The organism is Methyloversatilis discipulorum, from assembly GCF_018780585.1.
Classification (GTDB): Bacteria; Pseudomonadota; Gammaproteobacteria; order Burkholderiales; family Rhodocyclaceae; genus Methyloversatilis; species Methyloversatilis discipulorum_B.
This window is the reverse complement of the sequence record NZ_JADMJL010000003.1, coordinates 1-20,066: the sequence shown is the minus strand read 5'-3', so window position 1 is coordinate 20,066 and position 20,066 is coordinate 1. Positions and strand designations below refer to the sequence as shown.

The following is a 20,066-nucleotide window of genomic DNA, read 5'->3' as shown; positions in this document are numbered from 1 at the left end:
CTTCCTTTCCAACTTCGCGGGACGGACACAATGACTTCAAGCACCACCGAAAGCGGCCTCGTCATCGAGGACACCACGCCGGGCACCGGCCATGAAGCGGCATCGGGTCACGAGGTCAGCGTGCATTACACCGGCTGGCTCACCGACGGCAGCAAGTTCGATTCGAGCAAGGACCGCAACGACCCGTTCAGCTTTCAGCTGGGCGCCGGCCAGGTCATCCGCGGCTGGGACGAGGGCGTCACCGGCATGAAGGAAGGCGGCGTGCGCAAGCTCACCATTCCGCCGCATCTGGGTTACGGCGAGCGCGGCGCCGGCGGCGTCATTCCGCCGAATGCCACGCTGGTGTTCGAGGTCGAGCTGCTGTCGGTCATCCGCAATTCGGGCGAACTGGTGATCGAGGACATCACCGAAGGCTCCGGCCGCGAAGCAGTGCCGGGCCAGCGCGTCAGCGTGCATTACACCGGCTGGCTCACCAACGGCCGCAAGTTCGATTCGAGCAAGGACCGCGGCCAGCCCTTCAGCTTCAATCTGGGCGGCGGCCAGGTCATCCGTGGCTGGGACCAGGGGGTCGCCGGCATGAAGGAAGGCGGCGTGCGCAAGCTGACGATTCCGCCGCAGCTGGGCTACGGCGCCCGCGGTGCCGGTGGCGTCATTCCGCCGAACGCCACGCTGGTGTTCGAGGTCGAGCTGCTGAGCGCGAGCTGATTGCGCCGTTTCATCCTCTGCGCCGGCCTTGCGCTGCTGGCCGGCGCAACGGCGCAGGCGGCGGACGAACCGGTCGATCCGCCTGAAGGGCAGGCGACGCCGGCCGAGGTCGACCTCGGCCGCCTGACCATCGAGGCGCCGGCGCTGCCCGAGCCGGTGCTCGACATGCTGAACACGCACGCCCGCTCGCTGCAGTTGCGCGAGCCACTCGACGGCGAGCGTGCGGAGCGGCGCACGCTGCGTCGGGTGCGCCGCGAAATGACCGAGCTGCTCGCCACCGAAGGCTGGTTCAGCCCCACCTTCGACATCGCCGGCGATCCGCCGGTGCTGCGCATCGAGCCGGGGGCGCGCACGCGCGTGTCGTCGGTATCCATCGTGTTCGACGGCGATCTGGCGGGCGAGGGCGACGAGCGCGCCGCCCGCCGTGCCGCGCTGCGTGCCGGCTGGCGCCTGGCCGAGGGCCAGCCCTTCCGTCAGGCGGACTGGTCGGCCGCCAAGCAGACGCTGCTCGAAGACCTGACCGCGCGCGATTACGCCGCCGCCGTGCTGGGCGACAGCCGCGCCGAGGTCGATCCGGACAGCGCGAAGGTCGACCTCAGCGTGCGCCTCGACAGTGGCCCGGCCTTCCGCTTCGGCGACATCGAAGCGACCGGGCTGGCGCTGCACGACCTCGATCTGGTGCGCCGCTATTCCACGATCAAGCCGGGCGACCCGTACTCGACCGACGCCGTGCTCGCCTTCGAGCGCGCGCTGCTGTCGTCACCCTATTTCAGTTCGGTGCAGATCCTCGCCGACGTCGATCCGGCGCGTGCCGACGCCACACCGGTGCGCGTCGCCGTGACCGAAGCCAGTTCGCGCCGCCTGTCCTTCGGCGCCGGTCTGAGCAGCAACACCGGCTATCGCGGCGAGGTGGGCTGGTCGGACAACAATCTGTTCAAGCGCTCCTGGCTGCTCAATAGCGCAGTGCGGCTGGAACAACTGCGCCAGATCGCCTTTGCCGACGTGATGCTGCCGCCGCGCGAGGACGGCTACCGCGACAGCTTCGGCGTGCTGGCCGAGAACGCCGACATCCAGGACCTGATCACCCGCCGGGTCGGCGCCGGCATCGTGCGGGCGCGCGTCAAGGGCGACGTCGAAATCCGCCACTCGCTGAGCCTGCAGCGCGAACAGCGCGAGATCGACGGCTTCGTGCAGAGCACGCAGCAGTCGCTGGCGCTGAACACCTCGTGGACCTGGCGCCGCGTCGACGACCTGTTCAATCCGCGCGACGGCTGGGTGCTGAACGCGCAGATCGGCGGCGGCGTGAAAGGCCTGCTGTCCGACGCCAACTTCCTGCGCGGCTATCTGAAAGGCCAGTGGTTCATCCCGGTCGGCCAGCGCGACCAGCTCATCCTGCGCGGCGAGCTAGGCCTGACCGGCGGCGTGACCGAATCGCTGCCGCAGGACTTCCTGTTCCGCACCGGCGGCTCGACCACGGTGCGCGGCTACGACTACCTCGAACTGGGCGTGCGCCAGGGCAGCGCCATCGTCGGCGGCCGCGTGCTGGGCGTGGCCAGTGTCGAGTATGTGCACTGGACTTCCGACACCTGGGGCGCGGCCTTCTTCGTCGATGCCGGCGACGCCGCCGACACCCGAGAGGATTTCAAACCCGCCTTCGGCGCCGGTGCCGGCGTGCGCTGGCGCTCGCCGGCCGGCCCGATCGCCTTCGACCTCGCCTACGGCGAACGCGAGCGGCAGTGGCGGCCGCATTTTTCGCTGGCGATCGCGTTCTGAGGAAAGGTGGTTTGACAAGCGGCCCGCCGGTGCCAAGATGGCGCCCGGATACGACAGAAGAACACGAGGATTCCGCTTGAACGCCTTCATCCAGGCCTGTCGCCGGCATCTTTTCTGGGCTGCGCTGTTCAGCCTGGTGCTGAACCTGCTCGCGCTGGCCTTGCCCTTCTACACGCTGGAGGTGTTCGACCGCGTGTTCGCCAGCCGCAGCGTGCCCACCCTGGTCATGCTGACGCTGGTCACGACCATCGCACTGGTCGGCATGATGCTGCTCGACCAGGTGCGTGCGCGCCTGCTCATGTCGTGCGCCTTCGGGCTGGACCGTGCGCTCGGCCCGCAGGTGGTGACGCGACTGTTTGCCGAGGCCGGATCGCCCGGCCATCCGGCGCAGACCCAGTACATCCGCGACATTGCCAACGTGCGCGGCTTTCTGACCGGGCCCGGCGTGATCGCGCTGTTCGACGCGCCGTGGGCGCCGCTCTTTCTGCTGCTCATCTTCGTCTTCCATCCACTGCTCGGCGTCGTGGCGAGCGTCGGCGCGCTGGTGCTGCTGGCCTGCGCCTGGGTCAACAGCCGCGTCACCCGTCACTACAACGAAGTGTCGGCCCGTGCGTCGCGCGCCTCCTCGCAGTTCATCGACGCCTCGGTGCGCAATGCCGACGCGGTCCGCGCGATGGGCATGGCGCCCGATCTGGGCCGTCGCTGGGGTGCGCTGAACGACGAGGTGATCCGCGCCGGCGCCGCGTCGCAGGCGGTCGGCGCACCCTGGACCGGCCTCACGCGCTTCGTCCGCCTCTACCTGCAGGTGCTCATGCTGGGCTGCGGCGCCTGGCTGGTGGTGCGCGGCGACCTCGGCTCCGGTGCCATGATGGCCGGCACGCTGATTCTGGCGCGTGCGCTGTCGCCGGTCGAAGCCATCGTATCGAGCTGGCGCAGCCTGTTCGACTTCCGCGAGTCGGTGGCGCGGCTTTCGTCGCTGCTCGAAGGCAGCGAGCAGGCGCGCGAGCCGCATCCGCTGCCGCAGCCGACCGGCCGGCTCGGTGTCGAAGCGCTCACCATGATGGCCGGCCAGCGCGTGCTGCTGCGCGGCGTCGGTTTCTCGCTGCAGGCCGGTCAGCAACTGGCCGTGATCGGCCCGAGCGGTGCCGGCAAGACCGCGTTGCTGCGCCTGCTCGCCGGCATCTGGACACCGGCGTCCGGCGCCGTGCGCCTCGACGGTGCGCGGCTGCAGGACTACCCGCCAGACACGCTGGGGGCGGCAATCGGCTATCTGCCGCAGAACGTCGAACTGTTCCCCGGCACGGTGGCCGAGAACATCGCCCGCATGCAGCCGTCGCCGGATGCCGACGCGGTGATCGACGCCGCGAAGCTGTGCGGTGCGCACGAACTCATCCTGCGGTTGCCGCAGGGCTATGACACCGAGGTGGGCGAGGGCGGTGCCCAGCTGTCGGCCGGCCAGCGCGCACGCGTCGGCATCGCCCGCGCGCTTTACGGGGCACCGGCGCTGGTGCTGCTCGACGAACCGAACGCCAACCTCGACGCCGAAGGTGAGGACGCCTTGCTCGACATGCTGGCGCGGCTGCGCGAGCGCGGCATCACCGCCGTCGTGGTGGCGCACCGGCCGCGCATGCTGCAGGGCATGGACAAGCTGCTGGTGCTGCGCGATGGCGTCGTCGAGCAGTACGGTGATTACGCCGAGATCGCCGCCCGTGTTACGCGCAGCCCGCGCGTGACGGCATTGAATGACAGAGCGGCACAGCAGGGAGGTGCGCAGCATGGCCATCGAGCTTGATGCCGGCCTGCCGTCGCTGGCGCGCGACCGCGTGGTCCGCGCCGGGCTGTGGGTGATCGGCGGCACGCTGGCCGCCATGCTGGCCTGGGCCGAACTGGCGCCGGTTTCGGGCGCCGTGGTGGCCGGCGGTGAAGTGCGCGTGTCCGGCGAACGCAAGACGGTGCAGCACCTGGAGGGCGGCATCGTCGCCGAACTGCGGGTGCGCGACGGCGACGTGGTGCAGGCGGGGCAGGTGCTGCTGGTGCTCGGCGATGCACGCGTCGACGCTTCGCTCGACGCAATCGAGAACGAAATCATCGGCGAGCGGCTGACGCTGGCCCGGCTCGAATCGGAAAAACGCGAGCTGCCGGCACTGGCGCTGCCCGACGATCTCGTCGAGCTCGCATCGTCGCCGCGCTACCGCAGCCTGATCGACGGCGAACAGCGGCTGTTCCGCACGCGGCGCGACAACCTGCGCGAGCAGTTGGCACTGCTCGAAGCGCAGGCGGTCGAGGCGCAGCGCGAAGCGTCCGACGTGCAGGTGCAGGTCGAGGCCGACCAGCGGGCAGTGGCTGCTCTGCGCGAGCAATTGCAGGCGTCGGAAAAACTGGCCGAGCAGAAATTCATCCAGCACACACGGCTGCTCGAACTGCGCAGCGGCCTGGCGATACGCGAGGCGGAGATGGCCGAGCACCAGGCCATGCTGTCGCGCACGCGGCAGAACATCGGCGACTTCCGGCTGCGCAAGGCGCAACTGCGTGCCGACTTCGTGCAGCGCGCGGTCGACGAGGCGCAACTGACCGGGCGCAAGCTGCTCGACCTGCAGGCGCGGCTCAACCCGGCGAAGGACAGCAGTCTGCGCAAGGAGGTCATTGCGCCGGTGGCCGGTCGCGCGGTGAACCTGCAGGTGCATACGGTGGGCGGCGTCGTGCGCGCCGGTGACCCCATCGTCGACATCGTGCCGGACGAAACCGCGCTGGTGGTCGAGGTGAGGGTGCAGCCGCAGGACGTGGAAGAGGTGCACACCGGCATGCCGGCCGAAGTCCGGCTGGCTGCCTACAATGCCCGCACGACGCCGCTGGTGAGCGGAAAGGTGAGCTATGTGTCGGCCGACCGGCTGATCGATCCGGCGCACGGCAATCCTTACTACACCGTACATGTGACGCTCGACGCCCGGCCGGCCGAGCGCATCGAGCCGGGCATGCCGGTCGAGGCCTTCCTGCGTACGCGCGAGCGCAGCATGCTCGACTACCTGCTCGATCCGGTGATCAACGTGACCCGTCGTTCGCTGCGCGAAAGCTGATGCGCGAACGCCGGTGCCCGGACGCTGTCAGGTCCGGACACGCATGCCTGACTGAGCGATGACCGAAAGCGAACCTGCAGACAACTCCGCGCCGCCGCCGCGCCGCCGCCGGCTTTTCGGGCTGGCCTTCACCGACCTCGCGCTGCTCGCCTTGCCCGTGCTCCTCGTTTACTGGGCGCTGGCGACGCAGAGCGGCTTGCGGGCAGTGGCCGCGGCTGCGCAGTGGGCCGTGCCGGCGCTGCAGATCGAAGTCGCTGGCGGCAGCCTGGTCGACGCGCCGCGCCTGGCGCGGCTGGTGCATGACGACGGCAGCCTGCGCATCGACGCGCGGGCGGTGGCGCTCGACTGGAGCGCCTCGGCGCTGCTGCGCGGCCGGCTCGACATCGCCCGGCTGTCGGTCGAAGAATTGCGCATCGCCACCTCGCCCAGCGACGAGGCGCCGGTGGTGCCAACCAGCCTCGAACTGCCGCTGTCGTTGAACGCGCAGATCGAGATCGAACGGCTGGTGCTGGCCGACTACGCGACGCCTGCCGTCGACAACATCGTGCTCGACGCGCTGCACGCGCAAGTGGAATCAGACGGGCGTACGCACAGCCTGGATTCGCTGTCGCTCGGCACGCCCTGGGGCGCGCTCGACGGCCGGCTGCAGCTCGACGGTGCCGCACCCTTCGCGCTGAATGGCGCGCTGAACTTCAAGGCGGCCGACTACGCGGCGCAGGCGACGCTGGGCGGTGCGCTGGCCGAGGCGGCCGACATCGATCTGCGCGCCAGTGGTTACGGCGTGTCGGGCAGCGCCCGCGTCGGCGTGCGGCCGTTTGCCGCGCAGCCGCTGGCGGCGCTGAAACTGGCGCTCGACGAATTCGATCCGCACAGCCTGCACCCGTCTGCGCCGTCCGGTCGATGGACGCTGCATGCCGATCTCGCGCCGCGCGACGGCGACGCGCTGGCGCTGACCGGCACCGTCAGCGCGGCCAACGCCGCACCGGGCCGCATCGATCAGGGGCGTGCACCGGTCACTGCGCTGACGGCACGCATCGAAGCAAGCGTGGCGGCGGTCGATGTGCGCGATCTGCGCCTCGCGCTGGCCGGGGGCGGCGAGGTCAGCGGCGAGGCCGGCTGGCGCAGCAGCGGCGACCTGCCGATCACCGCCGCACTGACGCTGCGCGACATCGACAGCGCGCAACTGCACGCTCAGGGTGTGCGCACGAAGATCGGCGGGCGCATCGATATCCAGGCTTCGGGCGCGCGCCAGCAGTTCGTCGTCGACCTGACCGACCGCGGCCCCAGCCGCCTCGCGTTGACGGCGAGCGGCCATGTCGCCGACGCGCTGCTCACGCTGGCGCAGGCCGATCTTTCCGCGCGCGGCGCACAGGCCGGCGTGCGCGGCACGCTCAAGCTGGACGACACGCTGGCCTTCACGGTCGACGGCCGACTGCAGAAGTTCGACCCGTCGGCCTTCGTGAAGGCTCCGGCGGCGTCGCTGTCGGCCCGCTTCGACGCCGCCGGCCGCCTGGGTCCGCAGATCGATCTGCGCGCCGCGTTGGACATCGAGCCGAGCACGCTGATCGGCGAGCCGCTGGCCGGCCGCGCGAAGCTGCGCCTGCAGGGGCAGCGCCTGTCCGACGTCGATGTCGCGCTCGACTGGTCGGGCAACAGTCTGACCGCGCAGGGTGGCTTCGGCGGCGCGCAGGACGCGCTGGACTGGACCCTCGACGCGCGCAATCTGGCGGCGCTGCGCGCATTCACCGGGCAGACGCTGGCCGGGCGCGTGTCCGGCAGCGGGCGCCTCGCCGGCAGCATTCCGGCGCCGCATGGGCGTCTGCAGTTGCAGGCGCGCGCGCTGGCGCTGGGCGAACTGGGCAGCGTGGCGCGCGCCGACATCGATGCCGAACTGGCTCCGGGGGCCGACGGTCGCCTGCGCCTCGCGCTCGACGCCGCCGACCTGCGCAGCCCGCAGGCGCCGGTGCCGGTCGAGCAGCTGCGCATCGACATCGCAGGCTCGCGCGCCGCACATACGCTGGATGCCGACATCGTCGCCGGCGCGCTGCCGACTGAGCGCGGTGACACGCCAGCCAAGCCGTCGCTGAAGCTGGCCGCGCACGGCGCGCTGGCTGACGGCCCGGCGTGGTCGGGCATCATCGACCGGCTGGCGCTGGTGATTTCGTCCGAACTGAGCGCGACGCTGAGCGCACCCGCGCGGCTCAGCGCGTCACCGCAGCAGGCGACGCTCGACGACGCGCGTTTTGCGCTGACCGGCGGTGGCGAGTTGGTGCTGGCGCACACCGGCTGGACACCCGAGCGGCTCGACGCGCGTGGCCGCGCCCGCGGCGTGCCGCTGCGCCTGGTGTGGCGCGACCGCGCCGCCGGCGTCAATGTGCGCGCGCCGCTGAAGCTCGGCGCCGACTGGTCGCTGGCCGCACTGCTGGCCGGCGACGAGCGCATCGACGGCACGCTGTCGCTGTTCCGCGAAGCGGGCAACGTCGTGGTGTCGGGCGAAACGCGCAACGAACTGGCGCTGTCGGCGGCGCGCGTCGACGTGACCTTCGCTGGCCGCGAAGCACTGGCGAAGGCGGTGCTGGCCGGGCCGGACATCGGCGAAGCGCGCGCCGAGGTGGCGCTGCCGCTGCGCCGCGACGGCAGCCTGTGGCAGCCCGACCTCGACGCGCCGACCCGCGGCAGCGCGACGCTGGACGTGCCCTCGCTCGCCTGGATAGGCCGCACGCTGCGCCTCGACATGAGCACCGCCGGGCGATTGCGCGGCGACGTGAAGCTGGCCGGCACGCTGCGCGCGCCGGAACTGTCCGGCCGCATCGACGGCGACGCGCTGGCGTTCGCGCTGGTCGATGCCGGCGTGAAACTCGAGCGCGGCGAACTGCGCGCGCAGTTCGACGGCGATCACCTGACGCTGCAGTCGCTCAGCTTCGAAAGCGACAACCGCCGCCCGCCGCCGGATGCACGGCTCGGCGCCGCCGGTCTGACGCGCGAACCGGGTCGGCTGTCGGCGCGCGGCAGCGTCGACCTCGCTACCACGCGCGCCGACATCGCCATCGACATCCGCCGCTTCGTGCCGCTGCAGGGCGGCGAACAGTGGCTCATGCTGTCCGGCGATGGCACGGTGCGCGGCTCGGCGAAGGAGGGCATGAAACTGCAGCTGGCGCTGAAGGCCGACGCCGGCCTGTTCACCGTGCCCGAGCAGTCGGCGCCCGCGCTCGGCGACGACGTGGTCATCAAGGGCCGCACGCCGGAAGAAGCCGCCGGCCCGCCGCTCGGCCTGGCGATCGACGTCGATCTCGGCGAGCGCGTCTACTTCAAGGGCCGCGGGCTCGATACGCGGCTGACCGGCCAGCTCGCGCTGCGCGACGAAGGCCGCGGCCTGCGCGCCACCGGCAACATCCGCACCGTCGACGGCCGCTACCGCGCCTACGGTCAGGACCTGGTGATCGAGCGCGGCGTCATCAGCTTCCAGGGCTCGGTGTCCAACCCCGGTCTCAACGTGCGCGCCATCCGCCCCAACCTGCCGGTGCAGGCCGGCGTCGAAGTCAGCGGCACGGTACTGAAGCCGCGCGTGCGGCTGGTGTCCGATTCGGCGATGCCGGACAGCGAAAAGCTGTCATGGATCGTGCTCGGCCGCGGCCAGGACCGCGCTGGCGGCTCCGACCTCTCGCTGCTCGCCACCGCCGCCAGCGCGCTGCTCGGCGGCGAAGGCGAAGGCATCACCGGCTCGCTCGCGCAGGCGCTCGGCCTGGACCAGATCGCGCTGACCCAGAGCAGCACGACCACCGGCCCGCGCAGCCAGGTCGTCACCTCGTCGAACAACACGACCACCGTCGGCGGCCAAGTCGTCAGCGTCGGCAAGCGCCTGTCATCGAACGCGCTGCTCACCTACGAACAAGGCGTGGCCGGTGCCACCAGCGTTGTCAAGCTCACCTGGAACCTCACCCGCCACCTCGCGCTGATCGGCAGCACGGGGACGGAGCAGGCGGTGGATGTGAGGTATGTGTTCTCGTTCAAGTAGGGCGTGTGGGCCGCTGCCGCGTGCTTATCTGTTTGTGCATAATTGAATGGAATTCAAAAGGCCACGGACATGGGTTGGCGGGGTGTCCGGTTTCACGGCCTTTTTTTTCGTACCGTGCGTAAACGGGTAAGCAAACGGAGGACGTTGAAATGAAGAAGAAATCCGGTGTCCGGTTTGTTTGCTTATCCGGACAGCGTCCGTCTTATCGGACGAGAATGTCGTCTACCTCACGTTAGCTGGCAGAAGCATCGATGACCGCTTACGAGTTCGTGGCCGCGTGGAAGCGTGAGAAGGAGCAGATGTTGCGGCTCTTTATGGGCGACGAAGGCCAAAGTGCAGTGGCGGCGCACGTCCGCAGCATGACCCTTTCTGATGAACAGCTTTGCCAGCTACGGTTGGCGTTCGACGGCGCGCTCACGGATGTCATGTACACCATCCTCTTGGCGCTTGAAGGAGAGGGCAGCATTGGCGGCATTCAGCAGATCTATCAGTTGACGGCCCAAGACGGCACCGTCGTCACCGGCGGCATTGAAGAAGAAGCTTGGAGGCAGTTTCATGGTGCCAGCTAACCAGTTGCTCAAGCGGATGTCCTCCGGCTGGCTTCTCCAGCCTCCGTCCGCCGCTTAGCGCCAACGTTGGGTCGCATGCTTCCTGCCATTACGGTGAGGCCAGAATGACAAAGATGATGACCTTTCACGTCCCTCAAGACAGAGACCTGTTGGCAGAGATTGGCGAGGTAGCGCTACGGCACGAGCATCTGAACCACATCCTGCGAATGACTATCAAGACCCTCGCTCGCCTCGACGCGAATGAGGCGCTGGACGCTACGGCTTACGACAGTTCCTCCCAACTTAGAGACCGAATCAAAAAGTTGGCCCGCCAACGACTCGGGGAAGGCGAACCTTTGCTCAAGCTTCAAGCGCTCCTTGAGCGCTGCAAGCGCGCCACCGAGAAGCGCAACGATCTCGTTCACAGCGTCTGGGGAAAGGAACTGGATGGTGAACCCGCCCGAAAAGGCTCAGGCCACGAATGGCGGCCATTACCCACAACGACTGAGCTTCACGACTTAGCCGAGGATCTTGCAGGCCTGACTTCGCAGTTGAATGAAGCGCGCTTAGAAGGCTTCCTTCACGTGGCGCTAACTAAAAAGGTGAAATAGCCAATGCGGCCCAACCCGCCAGTCGAGGGGACAGCCAAAAGCTACATTTCTAGTGCCCTTCGCGCTACGGCTGCGCCTCATTTTTGCGTTATGCCTCACGGACTGTCCCATGACAATTCACCCGCAGGTGTTCAAGTTGTGCTTGGTACCGGCTTTGATTCTTCTTGCAAGCTGTGTCGACTCACCTCCCGCGCCTCTGCCGGATCTGCAACTCTCGTACAAGCCATCCTGCGAACGCGTCTCCGTGCTTCAGCACGGTCGCGAAATCTTACCTGTCGGCGGGGTGCTTCATATTGCGCGCGCTCCTTTTAGTGTTCGCTTTCTGGGCCAAGAGACCGAACCATCTCTTGTCATTTCCAAGAGTCAGCGCCTCAATTCCGCCCTGACGCGCCGCGGACGCAAGGAAATCTGGGCTTCTGCCGGCGATTTCATGGCGCATTACGAGAACGACCTCGGTATAAGAGATGAAGCTCACTTCTTCATTAGTGAACGTTCTCGAAATGAATTTGCGGCAATGATCGGCGACGGTTACGCGCAACTTCTTCAATCCAAAGTCGCGGACAATCCTGCTCTCGACACGGCCACGTATATTCCCAAGACGGGTGGATTTGTTGCAGCCGAGGATGGGAAGAGCTCGATGTACAAAGTAGCCACCATCGACAGTGTTCCGGTGAGCAAGGTCGACGCTCACAGCCTGCATCTAACTTACTTCGCAACAGTCGAAAAATATGCCCCAACGGAGAAGCGTTTTTTTGGCCACAGCGATCCCCTCCTGCTAAAGACGATGTGGGGCTCGTGCGTCGTTGCGTTTAGCTCCGATGCATAACCCTACGATCAGCCGGTCCCGCCCTGCGGGCCTCGGCGGCCGCTGACCTTCACGTTCGGCATCAACGAAAGCATGCGCATGAGCCTCTGGACACTCCGCATCGGTATCGTGCTCGTCATCACCGGCCTGGCGCTGTTGTCACCGCTTGGCGATCTGCTGCCATTAAACTTCTGGCCGAGTCTGACGAGTCTGTTCGCGACCGGGCCAGCGCCGGCGGAGCAGGTCTTCTATCGTGTCGTTCCTTGCGAGCAAAGCAGAGCGGTTGAGTTCATGCTTATCGGGAGTGGTTTGGCGTCTGTAGGCGCGTCGCTATATGTCCGGCTTCGCAAGTGAAGTCGATGCCCAACCTTTTGCTGCAGCGGACGCTATGCGTCTTAGGTTGATGCGCCCGCTTATCTTTGCCGCCTCGCTGGCTTGTTATTCCTTGGCGAGTTTGGCCGGCGACGGCCAAGCTCTTTTCAACTCCGACATCATTAGTCCGAAGCCAGTCGTTTGGGAGACATCCGAATGGAATAGCTATACGGAATCTACCGCTGCCCCTTATCGTCGCTACTCTTTCAACTATCCCAGTGAGTGGTCATTCACTGGATATAGCGTCTTTGAAGATGCCATGGGAAGAAAAGTAGCTGAGATTTCGCCAGGCGTCGTTACGCTCGCGAAAGGCCAACGTTGCTTCGAGGTCCCCAAGCAGCGAGCACTCCGTTACAAGTCGTTTCGACTTGGGCCTGCCAAGGGGCGGGTCATAGTGGCGGATGCAGTGTTCGACGACTCCCCTGAGAAGTTTCGCGTCTATTCTTATTGCATCGAGCAAGAGCGCCATGCGTTTGTTGTCACGTTTCTCGACCGCAAAACAGAGTGTCCATTGGCCAAGACTTTTCGGCAAATCATACGTTCATTCAAGTTCGCCCCAAATGACGCATAGGCGGCCGGTCGCCCCCGTTCTCTTGTGAGTAAGGACAGACCACGTTTTTGCGCTCCGCCGTAACGTGGGTTGTTCCTGGTCTCCGTGCAACATCGAAAAGCTCGGGCACCATTGGTAGGCGAATTGGGCAATCTCTCGCGCGGAACGGCTGCCGCCGCAAGGGCGCCCCGCGTCAGCCACAGCGCACGTCAGAGGACGACGATGACGCGAAGGTCGGAAGGCTGAAATAGTGATGAACGACTTCGAGCCGGCGAAGGACGGAAGTATGCGCTTGCCCCGAAATGGGGTTTTTCTACAGCGCCGTTAGCCCCCCTTGATAGGAAGTCCACACAATGTTCGGTCGCCTGTTCAAAAAGAAGCAAACCCCGCCCGCTGCTGGACAGTTCCTCGTCGCACGTTTGAACGCGAGACTTCAGCCGATACATCGCGGTGAGTTCTTCGAAGATCCACTCGACGCGGTGTTGAAGAAGCACGGGGTTGGTGAAGTTTCCGGCGGCGGAACGATGCAGGCCAAGAGCGGCGAAATTGAGTACTGCGACATCGAGATTCAAATTCCAGCCTCTTCCTCCGATGTGGCTTCGCTGGTCGCATCCACCTTGGACGCGCTGGGAGCGCCGAAGGGATCAAAACTCACGATTGAAGCCTACGGAGAAGAGGTTGCCTTCGGCTCAACAGAAGGATTGGCCGTCTACCTGAACGGCACTGATCTCCCTGCCGAAACCTATCGCGACTGCGACTCAAACCACGTCTATGCCGAGTTCGGCCGGCTCCTGGAGGGCGAAGGCCGTGTCCTGAGCTATTGGCAAGGCCCGAGAGAAACGGCCTTTTACATGTATGGCCGATCGTTCGACGCGATGAAGGGCCGGCTCTCCGAATTCATCGCGACTTACCCTCTATGCGAGCAGTGCCGCGTTGAGCAAATTGCATGACCGCGGGCGCTAACCATCGCTCGGCACGGACTGATGCCTGAAGCCTCATTCTCACCTGCAACGGATGCGCGAGCGCGGATCGTCGGGATTGGCGTCGAGTTCCTGCAGTTCACCTGGAAGGAAGCTCAGGCATGCCTGTTTGCCGGGCTGTTCTTTGTCGCGGTCTTCTGCGTTCCGCGGACCGGCGTGCTGGGGCTGCCCCGATACGACATGCTGCTGCTGATCGCGCTGGTGATTCAGGGGTGGATGCTCTGGAGCGGTCGTGAAACGCTCGATGAGTTGAAGGCGATCTGTCTGTTCCATCTGCTTGGCTTCGGACTTGAGGTTTTCAAGACGTCCAGCGGCATCCGCTCGTGGTCCTATCCGGACTTCGCGTACACGAAGCTTCTGGGCGTTCCACTGTTTTCCGGCTTCATGTACGCGGCGGTGGGCAGCTACATCATCCAGGCGTGGCGGCTGCTGCAGTTGCGGGTCGAGCATCACCCGCCGTACTGGATGGCCGGGTTGGTGGCGACTGCGCTCTACCTGAACTTCTTCACCCACCACTTCATCGGCGATTACCGGTGGTACCTGGCCGCCGCCGCGCTGGGTCTGTACGCACGGGCGCAGGTGGTCTTCCGGCCGCACCGCGTCGATCGCCGCATGCCGCTGTCACTGGCGCTGGTGCTGATCGGGTTTTTCATCTGGCTCGCCGAGAACATCGGCACCTTCTTCGGCCTGTGGGCATATCCGCATCAGCTCGGCGCGTGGGCGGCCGTTCATGTGACCAAGTGGAGTGCCTGGTCTCTGCTGGTGCTGATGAGCTTCACCATCGTGACGAACCTGAAGCACATCAAGGCCACCGTGCACGTGCCGGCGTGAGCGGGCCAGTGTGGCGCAGCACTTTACAATCGCCGACTGTCACGGTTCTTAGAGCTTCTTGGCGCATGAACCGGATGGTCTTTCCTGGTGCGCTGATCCATCGAGCGAATTGCAGCTGCAGTTTCACGCGGCGCACCTCTCAGCGCTGATACCCACCAGTTCGAAAGTCTTTTCAACAGGAGATCCCGATGTCAGGCCCCGCACGAACCGGTGTGCTCATCTACGCGAAGAATCTGTCGTCCGTTTCCGCCTTCTACGAACAGGTTCTGAGTGCCCGGGTGCTGCATGCGGACGACGAACACCGAGTCCTGCAGACGCCCGATGTCCAGCTCATCATCCACGCCATCCCCGAGCAGTACAGCCGTTCCATCGTCATTCAGGCGCCGCCGGTGGCGCGTGAGGGGCAGGCCATCAAGCCCTTCTTCACGGTGGAAAGTCTGGTGGCGGCGGAGCGCATTGCGGAGCAATGTGGCGGGCGGGTCTGGGGGCCGGTGTGGCCGGGCCCCGGCATGCAGGTGCGCAATGTCTGCGACCCGGAGGGCAATATCGTGCATCTGCGTGAGCGCGTAGCCTAGCGGACAAAGGGCGCGGACGAGCGGTTCGGCACCGCGCCTTCGCCGTTCCGCCCGTCACAGGTCATCTCGTTACGTGAGACCGGAGAACATGTTGTCCGTGGCCGACAGCGCCCGGCGGCCCCACGCCAGAACGTCCACCCGCACCTTCCCCGAGGTACTTCCATGAAAACCCAGTACTACACCGCCACGAGCCTCGACGGATTCATCGCTACCGAGGACGACTCGCTGGACTGGCTGTTTCCGCTGGGCGACGTCAGTGACACGAGCTACCCGGCCTTCATCGCCGAGGTCAGTGCGCTGGCGATGGGGTCGTCCACCTACGAATGGATGCTGCGTCACGCGGACACGGTGGCCGCGGAAACCGGCGCGGCCTGGCCCTACAGCCAGCCGACGTGGGTGTTTTCGAAGCGGACCCTGCCAACCGTTCCCGGCGCCGACATCCGCTTCGTCCGGGGCGATGTGCGACCCGTGCATGGCGCCATGCGCGCGGCGGCGGGCGACAGGAATATCTGGATCGTCGGCGGTGGCGATCTGGCCGGGCAGTTCCATGACGCCGGGCTGCTGGACGAGATCATCGTGCAGGTGGGGTCGGTCACGCTGGGCAGGGGCAAGCCGCTGTTTCCGCGGCAGCTCACCAGTCCGCCGCTGGTGCTCGTGTCGGTCAGGCAGGTGGGCACGGGCTTCGCTGAACTGCGCTATCAGGTGCCTTCAGGCGCGATCGCCCCCGCGGTCTGACGGGGCAGGTCGGAGCAGCGACGCGGCACGCCGCCCTGTCGAAACCGGCGCCTGCCATCCGTCGTGTGAACAGAGGGTTGTCCTCGGCAACGGAGTTCTTCATGTCTACTTATACCGTCCGGCTTCATCGCGTCATCCCTTCGACTGCCGACCGCATCTATCGCGCCTTCCTTGATCCCGACGCGTGGGCCAAATGGCTGCCGCCGCACGGCTATACCGGCAAGGTCCATCTGATGGAGCCGCGCGTCGGTGGCAGGTACCGGATGTCCTTCACCAACCTGACGACCGGTCACAGCCATTCCTTCGGCGGCGAGTATCTGGAGCTGATTCCAGGACAGACGCTGCGCTACACGGCGGTGTTCGACGATCCGAACCTGCCGGGCACCATGCAGACGACGGTGACGCTGAAGACCGTGTCCTGCGGCGTCGACATGAACATCGTGCAGGAGGGCATCCCGGCCGTCATTCCGCCCGAAGGCTGCTACCTGGGCTGGCAGCAGTCGCTGCAGTTGCTGACCCTGCTCGTGGAGCCGGAGATACGCGAGTGAGGGCCTGGGGCCCTCGTGACAACGTGCTGCGCCAGCGGGCCGGGCAGTGCCTCGCGAGCAAGGTGGCACAGAGCGAGAGCGGTGCGCCGGAATTCCGGCCTTGATTTACGCTTCCGCTTGTCTTGAGCTCAGAATGAGCGTTATGGCACCCTTCGCATTCCCGAACAGGAGGTAACACGATGGCTGCTCCTATAGAACTCCTGGTTCAACAGGTTCTTCAGTTGCCCGCAACGGATCGCGCACGTCTGTTGGATCAAGTGATCAGCAGTCTCGATGCAGACCGCGAGCGGGATGCCCGCTGGAACGCCCTCGCCGCACAACGCGACGCCGAGGCGGACGCCGATCCATCGGCACTTGTGTCCGGCCCGGAGGCGATCGCGCGTATCCGGGCCAGCCTCGGATGACATACAGCCTTCACCGTGGCGCGGAACTCGACTTGCTGGAGGCGGCACAGTTCTACCGGCGCGAGGGCGGTGTCATGCTGGCGAACCGCTTTCTGAGCGAATTCGAGCGGGTGGTGGAGCTGCTGCTCGAATACCCCGGCATCGGTACGCCGGCGGACGAACTGAGGCGAGTGCATCCGCTGCATGAGTTTCCCTACTCGGTGATCTATCGCGAAGTCGATGGCCGACTGCGCGATGGCCGACTGCGAATTCTCGTGGTCCGCGCTCACCATCGCGATCCTGACCACGGAGAGTTGCGTAGGTAAGAGCGCCGAACTTCGCGGCCAGCCTTGCACTGGCCGCGCGACGCGTCTTACGAAATAGATCTCTGCGTCAATCCAGTCGCCGCCCCCGTCGTACCCAGCGCCCGATCCAGCTTGTCCTCGACCTCGCCGATGGCGGCGGCGAGCGAGTTCGATGACTCCACCGACACCTTCTGCAGTTCGACCCTGAGGTCGGCGAATTCCTTCTGCATCGCGGCGTTCAGTTCGGTGAAGCGCGAGGCTTCGGCCTGGTCGGCGAGCAGGCGCTGTTCGCGCAGTTCCTTGGCGTGGCGGCGTGCTTCGAGCAGGGTGGAGGTGTGCAGGCTCAGCGTATAGGCGCCGAGCAGTACGAGCAGCAGTGCGGTGCCGCCGAGCAGGATGACGCCCGCGGGGGCAACGATCGTTGCCACCAGCAGCGACACCTCGACCGGTGCCGCCAGCACGTGCCAGTTGGCGATGACGAAGGCGGCCAGCAGGCCGAGTACGAGTATGCCGAGTGCGCCGAGCAGTCTCATGCGGTGTCTCCTCTTGTTGTGATCACCGCATTGTGGCGCCGCCGCGCGCGCAACGCCATCGGTGGGCGCCTACGTGGCCGCGGCGGTCGCGCGCACAACGGGCGCCTCGCGGATGGGCAGATTCACCAGCGCGGCAGCGGCGGCCAGTGTGGCGTCGGCGTACCACATCCACTGGTAGTTGCCGCTGTGTTCGAGCGCCAGCCCGCCCAGCCAGGCGCCGAAGAAGCCGCCGGTCTGGTGCGACAGCAGCGTCAGGCCGAACAGCGTCGCGAGGTAGCGGGTGCCGAACAGCTTGCCGACGACGCCCGCGGTTGGCGGCACGGTGGCCAGCCAGGTCACGCCGAGCCCGATGGCGAACAGGTAGAAGGTCCATTCGGTGCGCGGCGACGCGAGGTAGATCAGCACCAGCACGGCGCGCGATGCGTACATCCAGAACAGGATCATCTTGCTGCGCCAGCGGCCGACCGCCCAGCCGGCAAGCAGGCTGCCGAAGATGTTGGCCAGCCCGATCAGCGCCAGTGCGCCGCTCGCCACCTCGGCCGGCAGGCCGCACAGGCCGACTTCGCCCGGCAGGTGGGTGATCAGGAAGGCGATGTGGAAGCCGCAGGTGAAGAAGCCTGCATGCAGCAGCAGATAGCTGCGGTCGCGCATCGCGTCGCCGACCGCGCGACGCAGCCCGCCGTCGGTGCCGGCAGCGTGCTGCGGATGCGGCTCGCGGGCGCGCAGTGCGCGTGCCAGCGGTAGCGCGGCCAGCGCGGCGGCGGCCATCGCGTACATCGCGCCCATCCAGCCGACGCTGGCGATGAGCTTCTGCGCCAGCGGCGCGAACACGAACTGGCCGAGCGAGCCGCCGGCGTTGATGATGCCGGCGGCCTGACCGCGCTGCGCCGAATCGAGCCGGCGCGAGGCGGCGCCGATCAGCACCGAGAAGCTGCCGGCGCCGGAGCCGGCGGCGGCCAGCACGCCCAGCGTCATCGTCATGCCGAATGCGCTGTCGACGAAGGTGGTGAGCACGCAGCCGAGTGCCAGCACGATCAGCCCGGCCGCCAGCACGCGACCCGGACCGTAACGGTCGGCCACGGCACCGGCTACCGGCTGGACCGCGCCCCACATGAACTGGCCGATGGCCAGCGCGAAGCTCAGGCTGACGATACCGAGCCCGGTGCTGGTATTGATCGGCGATATGAACAGACCGGTGGACTGCCGCACGCCCATGCTCACCATCAGCAGCAGGGCGGCGCACAGCACGGCTGACAGGGCGGTGGGCATGGTGAGGAAGGCGCGGAATCTGGAGGCGTCGACGCTAGCACAGGCCTGGCGGGCATCTGTGCCGCACAGCGACGCTACGCGCCGGGCGCGAATCGCGGCACACTGACGCGTTGTCGTCCCGCCGCTCCGCGCCCGTGTCCGCACTGCTCCAGACCACCGCACTGTTCGTCGCCACCGCGCTCGCCGAAATCATCGGCTGCTATCTGCCCTGGCTGTGGATGAAGGACCGCGCGTCGGCCTGGGTGCTGCTGCCGGCGGCCGTCTCGCTGGTCGCCTTCGTCTGGCTGCTGACTCTGCATCCGACCGCGGCCGGGCGGGTCTATGCGGCCTATGGCGGCGTCTATGTCTGCGTCGCCGTGCTGTGGCTGTGGCTGGTCGACGGCGAACGTCCGCATCTGTGGGATGTCACCGGTGTGGCGGTCGCGCTGGCCGGCATGGCCATCATCATGTTCGCACCGCGGGGCTGACGCCGCGGCGCTGTCTTCGAAAGGAGTTCCCGTATGGATCTGCAACTGAACAACCGTCTCGCGCTGGTATCCGGCAGCACGGCCGGCATCGGCTACTCGATCGCCGAAGCGCTGCTGCGCGAAGGTGCCCGCGTCATCGTCAATGGCCGCTCGCAGGCGTCGGTGGACGCGGCGGTCGCCCGGCTGGGCGCGGGTGCCATAGGCTTTGCCGGCGACCTGTCGAAGGCGGGCGACGCCGAGACGGTGGTGCATAACTACCCGGACATCGACATCCTGGTGAACAACCTTGGCATCTTCGAACCCAAGGCCTTCGAGGACATTCCGGACGAGGACTGGCTGCGTTTCTTCGAGGTGAATGTGCTGAGCGGCGCGCGTCTGGCGCGACTGGTGCTGCCCGGCATGAAGCGCCGCAACTGGGGGCGCATCCTGTTCATCTCCAGCGAGAGCGGTGTGCAGATTCCGGCGGAGATGGTGCATTACGGCATGACCAAGTCGGCGCAGATCGCGATCGCGCGCGGCATCGCCGAATCGGTCGCCGGCAGCGGCATCACCGTCAACAGCGTGCTGCCCGGCCCGACCCGCTCGCGCGGCGTCGAGGACTTCGTGCAGGCGCTGGCCGGCGACAGCGGCCAGAGCTTCGAGGCGTTCGAGAAGGAGTTTTTCGAGAAGGTGCGCCCGACCTCGCTGATCAAGCGTTTCGCGACGACCGAGGAAGTGGCGGCGATGGTGACCTATCTGTGCAGCCCGCTCGCCTCCGCCACCACCGGCGCTGCGCTGCGCGTCGATGGCGGCACCGTGAAGAGCGCGTTCTGAGGGCGGCCGGATGGATGAGTGCGGTGGGGCGGGCACCGCGGTGATCTGAAGCTTTGTCGGGGTCGGAAGACCCCTCCCACAGAACCCCGGCCCATGCTTGGGCCGTGGATTGCGCACCGCCCCTGTAGATACTGTTATCCGAGTCAAGCACCGTGAGCGGTTGGGTCGAAAGGT

Annotated in this window: 21 protein-coding genes; 19 read left to right on the top strand and 2 right to left on the bottom strand. The window is 66.7% G+C overall.

The annotated features are described in order from the left end of the window. The first annotated feature begins 30 nt into the window (after nt 1-30). The 17 genes from IV112_RS00325 (at nt 31) to IV112_RS00245 (ending at nt 16,831) form a co-directional block, all read left to right on the top strand. A complete protein-coding gene (locus IV112_RS00325) occupies nt 31-705 on the top strand; it encodes an FKBP-type peptidyl-prolyl cis-trans isomerase (protein ID WP_304000357.1) in 675 nt (224 codons plus the stop codon). Beyond that, nucleotides 706-2,478: an autotransporter assembly complex protein TamA gene (locus tag IV112_RS00320; RefSeq protein ID WP_304000354.1), complete on the top strand. Its 1,773-nt coding sequence runs from the start codon at nt 706-708 to the stop codon at nt 2,476-2,478. A 76-nt stretch (nt 2,479-2,554) separates the two neighbouring features. Then, nucleotides 2,555-4,270, top strand: a complete 1,716-nt coding sequence (locus tag IV112_RS00315) for a type I secretion system permease/ATPase (RefSeq protein WP_304000352.1) — start codon at nt 2,555-2,557, stop codon at nt 4,268-4,270. Beyond that, a complete protein-coding gene (locus tag IV112_RS00310) occupies nt 4,254-5,552 on the top strand; it encodes an HlyD family type I secretion periplasmic adaptor subunit (protein ID WP_304000349.1) in 1,299 nt (432 codons plus the stop codon). The genes IV112_RS00315 and IV112_RS00310 overlap by 17 nt, the downstream gene beginning before the upstream one ends. A gap of 58 nt (nt 5,553-5,610) precedes the next feature. After that, nucleotides 5,611-9,567 carry a translocation/assembly module TamB domain-containing protein gene (locus tag IV112_RS00305; RefSeq protein WP_304000347.1) on the top strand — a complete coding sequence of 1,319 codons (3,957 nt, stop codon included), beginning with the start codon at nt 5,611-5,613 and terminating at the stop codon, nt 9,565-9,567. 251 nt (nt 9,568-9,818) lie between these two features. After that, the gene (locus tag IV112_RS00300) at nt 9,819-10,136 is read left to right on the top strand and encodes a hypothetical protein (RefSeq protein ID WP_304000344.1); all 318 of its coding nucleotides are present in this window, start codon (nt 9,819-9,821) and stop codon (nt 10,134-10,136) included. Nucleotides 10,137-10,240: 104 nt separating this feature from the next. Continuing rightward, nucleotides 10,241-10,726 (top strand): hypothetical protein, encoded by a 486-nt coding sequence (locus tag IV112_RS00295; protein ID WP_304000341.1) that lies wholly within the window; start codon nt 10,241-10,243, stop codon nt 10,724-10,726. A gap of 109 nt (nt 10,727-10,835) precedes the next feature. Next, complete coding sequence (locus IV112_RS00290) at nt 10,836-11,552, top strand: hypothetical protein (RefSeq protein WP_304000339.1); 717 nt, start codon at nt 10,836-10,838, stop codon at nt 11,550-11,552. Nucleotides 11,553-11,630: 78 nt separating this feature from the next. Continuing rightward, on the top strand, nt 11,631-11,885 hold the full coding sequence (locus IV112_RS00285) for a hypothetical protein (protein ID WP_304000336.1): 255 nt from the start codon (nt 11,631-11,633) through the stop codon (nt 11,883-11,885). Then, nucleotides 11,866-12,474: a hypothetical protein gene (locus IV112_RS00280; RefSeq protein ID WP_304000335.1), complete on the top strand. Its 609-nt coding sequence runs from the start codon at nt 11,866-11,868 to the stop codon at nt 12,472-12,474. Before IV112_RS00285 ends, IV112_RS00280 begins: the two co-directional genes overlap by 20 nt. Nucleotides 12,475-12,806: 332 nt before the next feature. Further along, on the top strand, nt 12,807-13,403 hold the full coding sequence (locus IV112_RS00275; RefSeq protein WP_304000333.1) for a hypothetical protein: 597 nt from the start codon (nt 12,807-12,809) through the stop codon (nt 13,401-13,403). 33 nt (nt 13,404-13,436) lie between these two features. Further along, nucleotides 13,437-14,264, top strand: a complete 828-nt coding sequence (locus IV112_RS00270; RefSeq protein ID WP_304000331.1) for a DUF817 domain-containing protein — start codon at nt 13,437-13,439, stop codon at nt 14,262-14,264. A 188-nt stretch (nt 14,265-14,452) separates the two neighbouring features. Then, complete coding sequence (locus IV112_RS00265; RefSeq protein ID WP_304000328.1) at nt 14,453-14,839, top strand: hypothetical protein; 387 nt, start codon at nt 14,453-14,455, stop codon at nt 14,837-14,839. A 162-nt stretch (nt 14,840-15,001) separates the two neighbouring features. Further along, nucleotides 15,002-15,574: a dihydrofolate reductase family protein gene (locus IV112_RS00260; RefSeq protein ID WP_304000325.1), complete on the top strand. Its 573-nt coding sequence runs from the start codon at nt 15,002-15,004 to the stop codon at nt 15,572-15,574. Nucleotides 15,575-15,675: 101 nt separating this feature from the next. Beyond that, on the top strand, nt 15,676-16,122 hold the full coding sequence (locus IV112_RS00255; RefSeq protein ID WP_304000322.1) for an SRPBCC family protein: 447 nt from the start codon (nt 15,676-15,678) through the stop codon (nt 16,120-16,122). Between the two features lie 179 nt (nt 16,123-16,301). Next, nucleotides 16,302-16,526 (top strand): addiction module protein, encoded by a 225-nt coding sequence (locus IV112_RS00250; protein WP_020165730.1) that lies wholly within the window; start codon nt 16,302-16,304, stop codon nt 16,524-16,526. Further along, nucleotides 16,523-16,831 carry a type II toxin-antitoxin system RelE/ParE family toxin gene (locus tag IV112_RS00245; protein ID WP_304000316.1) on the top strand — a complete coding sequence of 103 codons (309 nt, stop codon included), beginning with the start codon at nt 16,523-16,525 and terminating at the stop codon, nt 16,829-16,831. The genes IV112_RS00250 and IV112_RS00245 overlap by 4 nt, the downstream gene beginning before the upstream one ends. A 47-nt stretch (nt 16,832-16,878) precedes the next feature. Here the strand turns inward: IV112_RS00245 and IV112_RS00240 are convergent, their stop codons facing one another. Together IV112_RS00240 and IV112_RS00235 are read right to left on the bottom strand one after the other, a co-directional pair. Next, entirely contained in the window at nt 16,879-17,343 is a 465-nt protein-coding gene (locus IV112_RS00240) for a hypothetical protein (RefSeq protein ID WP_020165728.1), read from the bottom strand. Nucleotides 17,344-17,412: 69 nt separating this feature from the next. Then, nucleotides 17,413-18,612 carry an MFS transporter gene (locus tag IV112_RS00235; RefSeq protein ID WP_304000313.1) on the bottom strand — a complete coding sequence of 400 codons (1,200 nt, stop codon included), beginning with the start codon at nt 18,610-18,612 and terminating at the stop codon, nt 17,413-17,415. Nucleotides 18,613-18,746: 134 nt separating this feature from the next. Between IV112_RS00235 and IV112_RS00230 the strand changes: the two genes are divergently transcribed. Both IV112_RS00230 and IV112_RS00225 read left to right on the top strand, forming a co-directional pair. Next, the gene (locus IV112_RS00230; protein ID WP_304000312.1) at nt 18,747-19,079 is read left to right on the top strand and encodes a YnfA family protein; all 333 of its coding nucleotides are present in this window, start codon (nt 18,747-18,749) and stop codon (nt 19,077-19,079) included. Nucleotides 19,080-19,112: 33 nt separating this feature from the next. Further along, nucleotides 19,113-19,892 carry an SDR family NAD(P)-dependent oxidoreductase gene (locus IV112_RS00225; RefSeq protein WP_304000309.1) on the top strand — a complete coding sequence of 260 codons (780 nt, stop codon included), beginning with the start codon at nt 19,113-19,115 and terminating at the stop codon, nt 19,890-19,892. Nucleotides 19,893-20,066: the final 174 nt, after the last annotated feature.

Bases quoted from the DNA above. Each gene is read 5' to 3' on its own strand.
- IV112_RS00240 (WP_020165728.1), bottom strand. From the start codon at position 17,343: ATGAGACTGCTCGGCGCACTCGGCATACTCGTACTCGGCCTGCTGGCC.
- IV112_RS00295 (WP_304000341.1), top strand. From the start codon at position 10,241: ATGACAAAGATGATGACCTTTCACGTCCCTCAAGACAGAGACCTGTTG.
- IV112_RS00280 (WP_304000335.1), top strand. From the start codon at position 11,866: ATGTCCGGCTTCGCAAGTGAAGTCGATGCCCAACCTTTTGCTGCAGCG.
- IV112_RS00325 (WP_304000357.1), top strand. From the start codon at position 31: ATGACTTCAAGCACCACCGAAAGCGGCCTCGTCATCGAGGACACCACG.
- IV112_RS00285 (WP_304000336.1), top strand. From the start codon at position 11,631: ATGAGCCTCTGGACACTCCGCATCGGTATCGTGCTCGTCATCACCGGC.
- IV112_RS00265 (WP_304000328.1), top strand. From the start codon at position 14,453: ATGTCAGGCCCCGCACGAACCGGTGTGCTCATCTACGCGAAGAATCTG.
- IV112_RS00310 (WP_304000349.1), top strand. From the start codon at position 4,254: ATGGCCATCGAGCTTGATGCCGGCCTGCCGTCGCTGGCGCGCGACCGC.
- IV112_RS00225 (WP_304000309.1), top strand. From the start codon at position 19,113: ATGGATCTGCAACTGAACAACCGTCTCGCGCTGGTATCCGGCAGCACG.
- IV112_RS00235 (WP_304000313.1), bottom strand. From the start codon at position 18,612: ATGCCCACCGCCCTGTCAGCCGTGCTGTGCGCCGCCCTGCTGCTGATG.
- IV112_RS00255 (WP_304000322.1), top strand. From the start codon at position 15,676: ATGTCTACTTATACCGTCCGGCTTCATCGCGTCATCCCTTCGACTGCC.
- IV112_RS00275 (WP_304000333.1), top strand. From the start codon at position 12,807: ATGTTCGGTCGCCTGTTCAAAAAGAAGCAAACCCCGCCCGCTGCTGGA.
- IV112_RS00250 (WP_020165730.1), top strand. From the start codon at position 16,302: ATGGCTGCTCCTATAGAACTCCTGGTTCAACAGGTTCTTCAGTTGCCC.
- IV112_RS00305 (WP_304000347.1), top strand. From the start codon at position 5,611: ATGACCGAAAGCGAACCTGCAGACAACTCCGCGCCGCCGCCGCGCCGC.
- IV112_RS00290 (WP_304000339.1), top strand. From the start codon at position 10,836: ATGACAATTCACCCGCAGGTGTTCAAGTTGTGCTTGGTACCGGCTTTG.
- IV112_RS00270 (WP_304000331.1), top strand. From the start codon at position 13,437: ATGCCTGAAGCCTCATTCTCACCTGCAACGGATGCGCGAGCGCGGATC.
- IV112_RS00260 (WP_304000325.1), top strand. From the start codon at position 15,002: ATGAAAACCCAGTACTACACCGCCACGAGCCTCGACGGATTCATCGCT.
- IV112_RS00245 (WP_304000316.1), top strand. From the start codon at position 16,523: ATGACATACAGCCTTCACCGTGGCGCGGAACTCGACTTGCTGGAGGCG.
- IV112_RS00300 (WP_304000344.1), top strand. From the start codon at position 9,819: ATGACCGCTTACGAGTTCGTGGCCGCGTGGAAGCGTGAGAAGGAGCAG.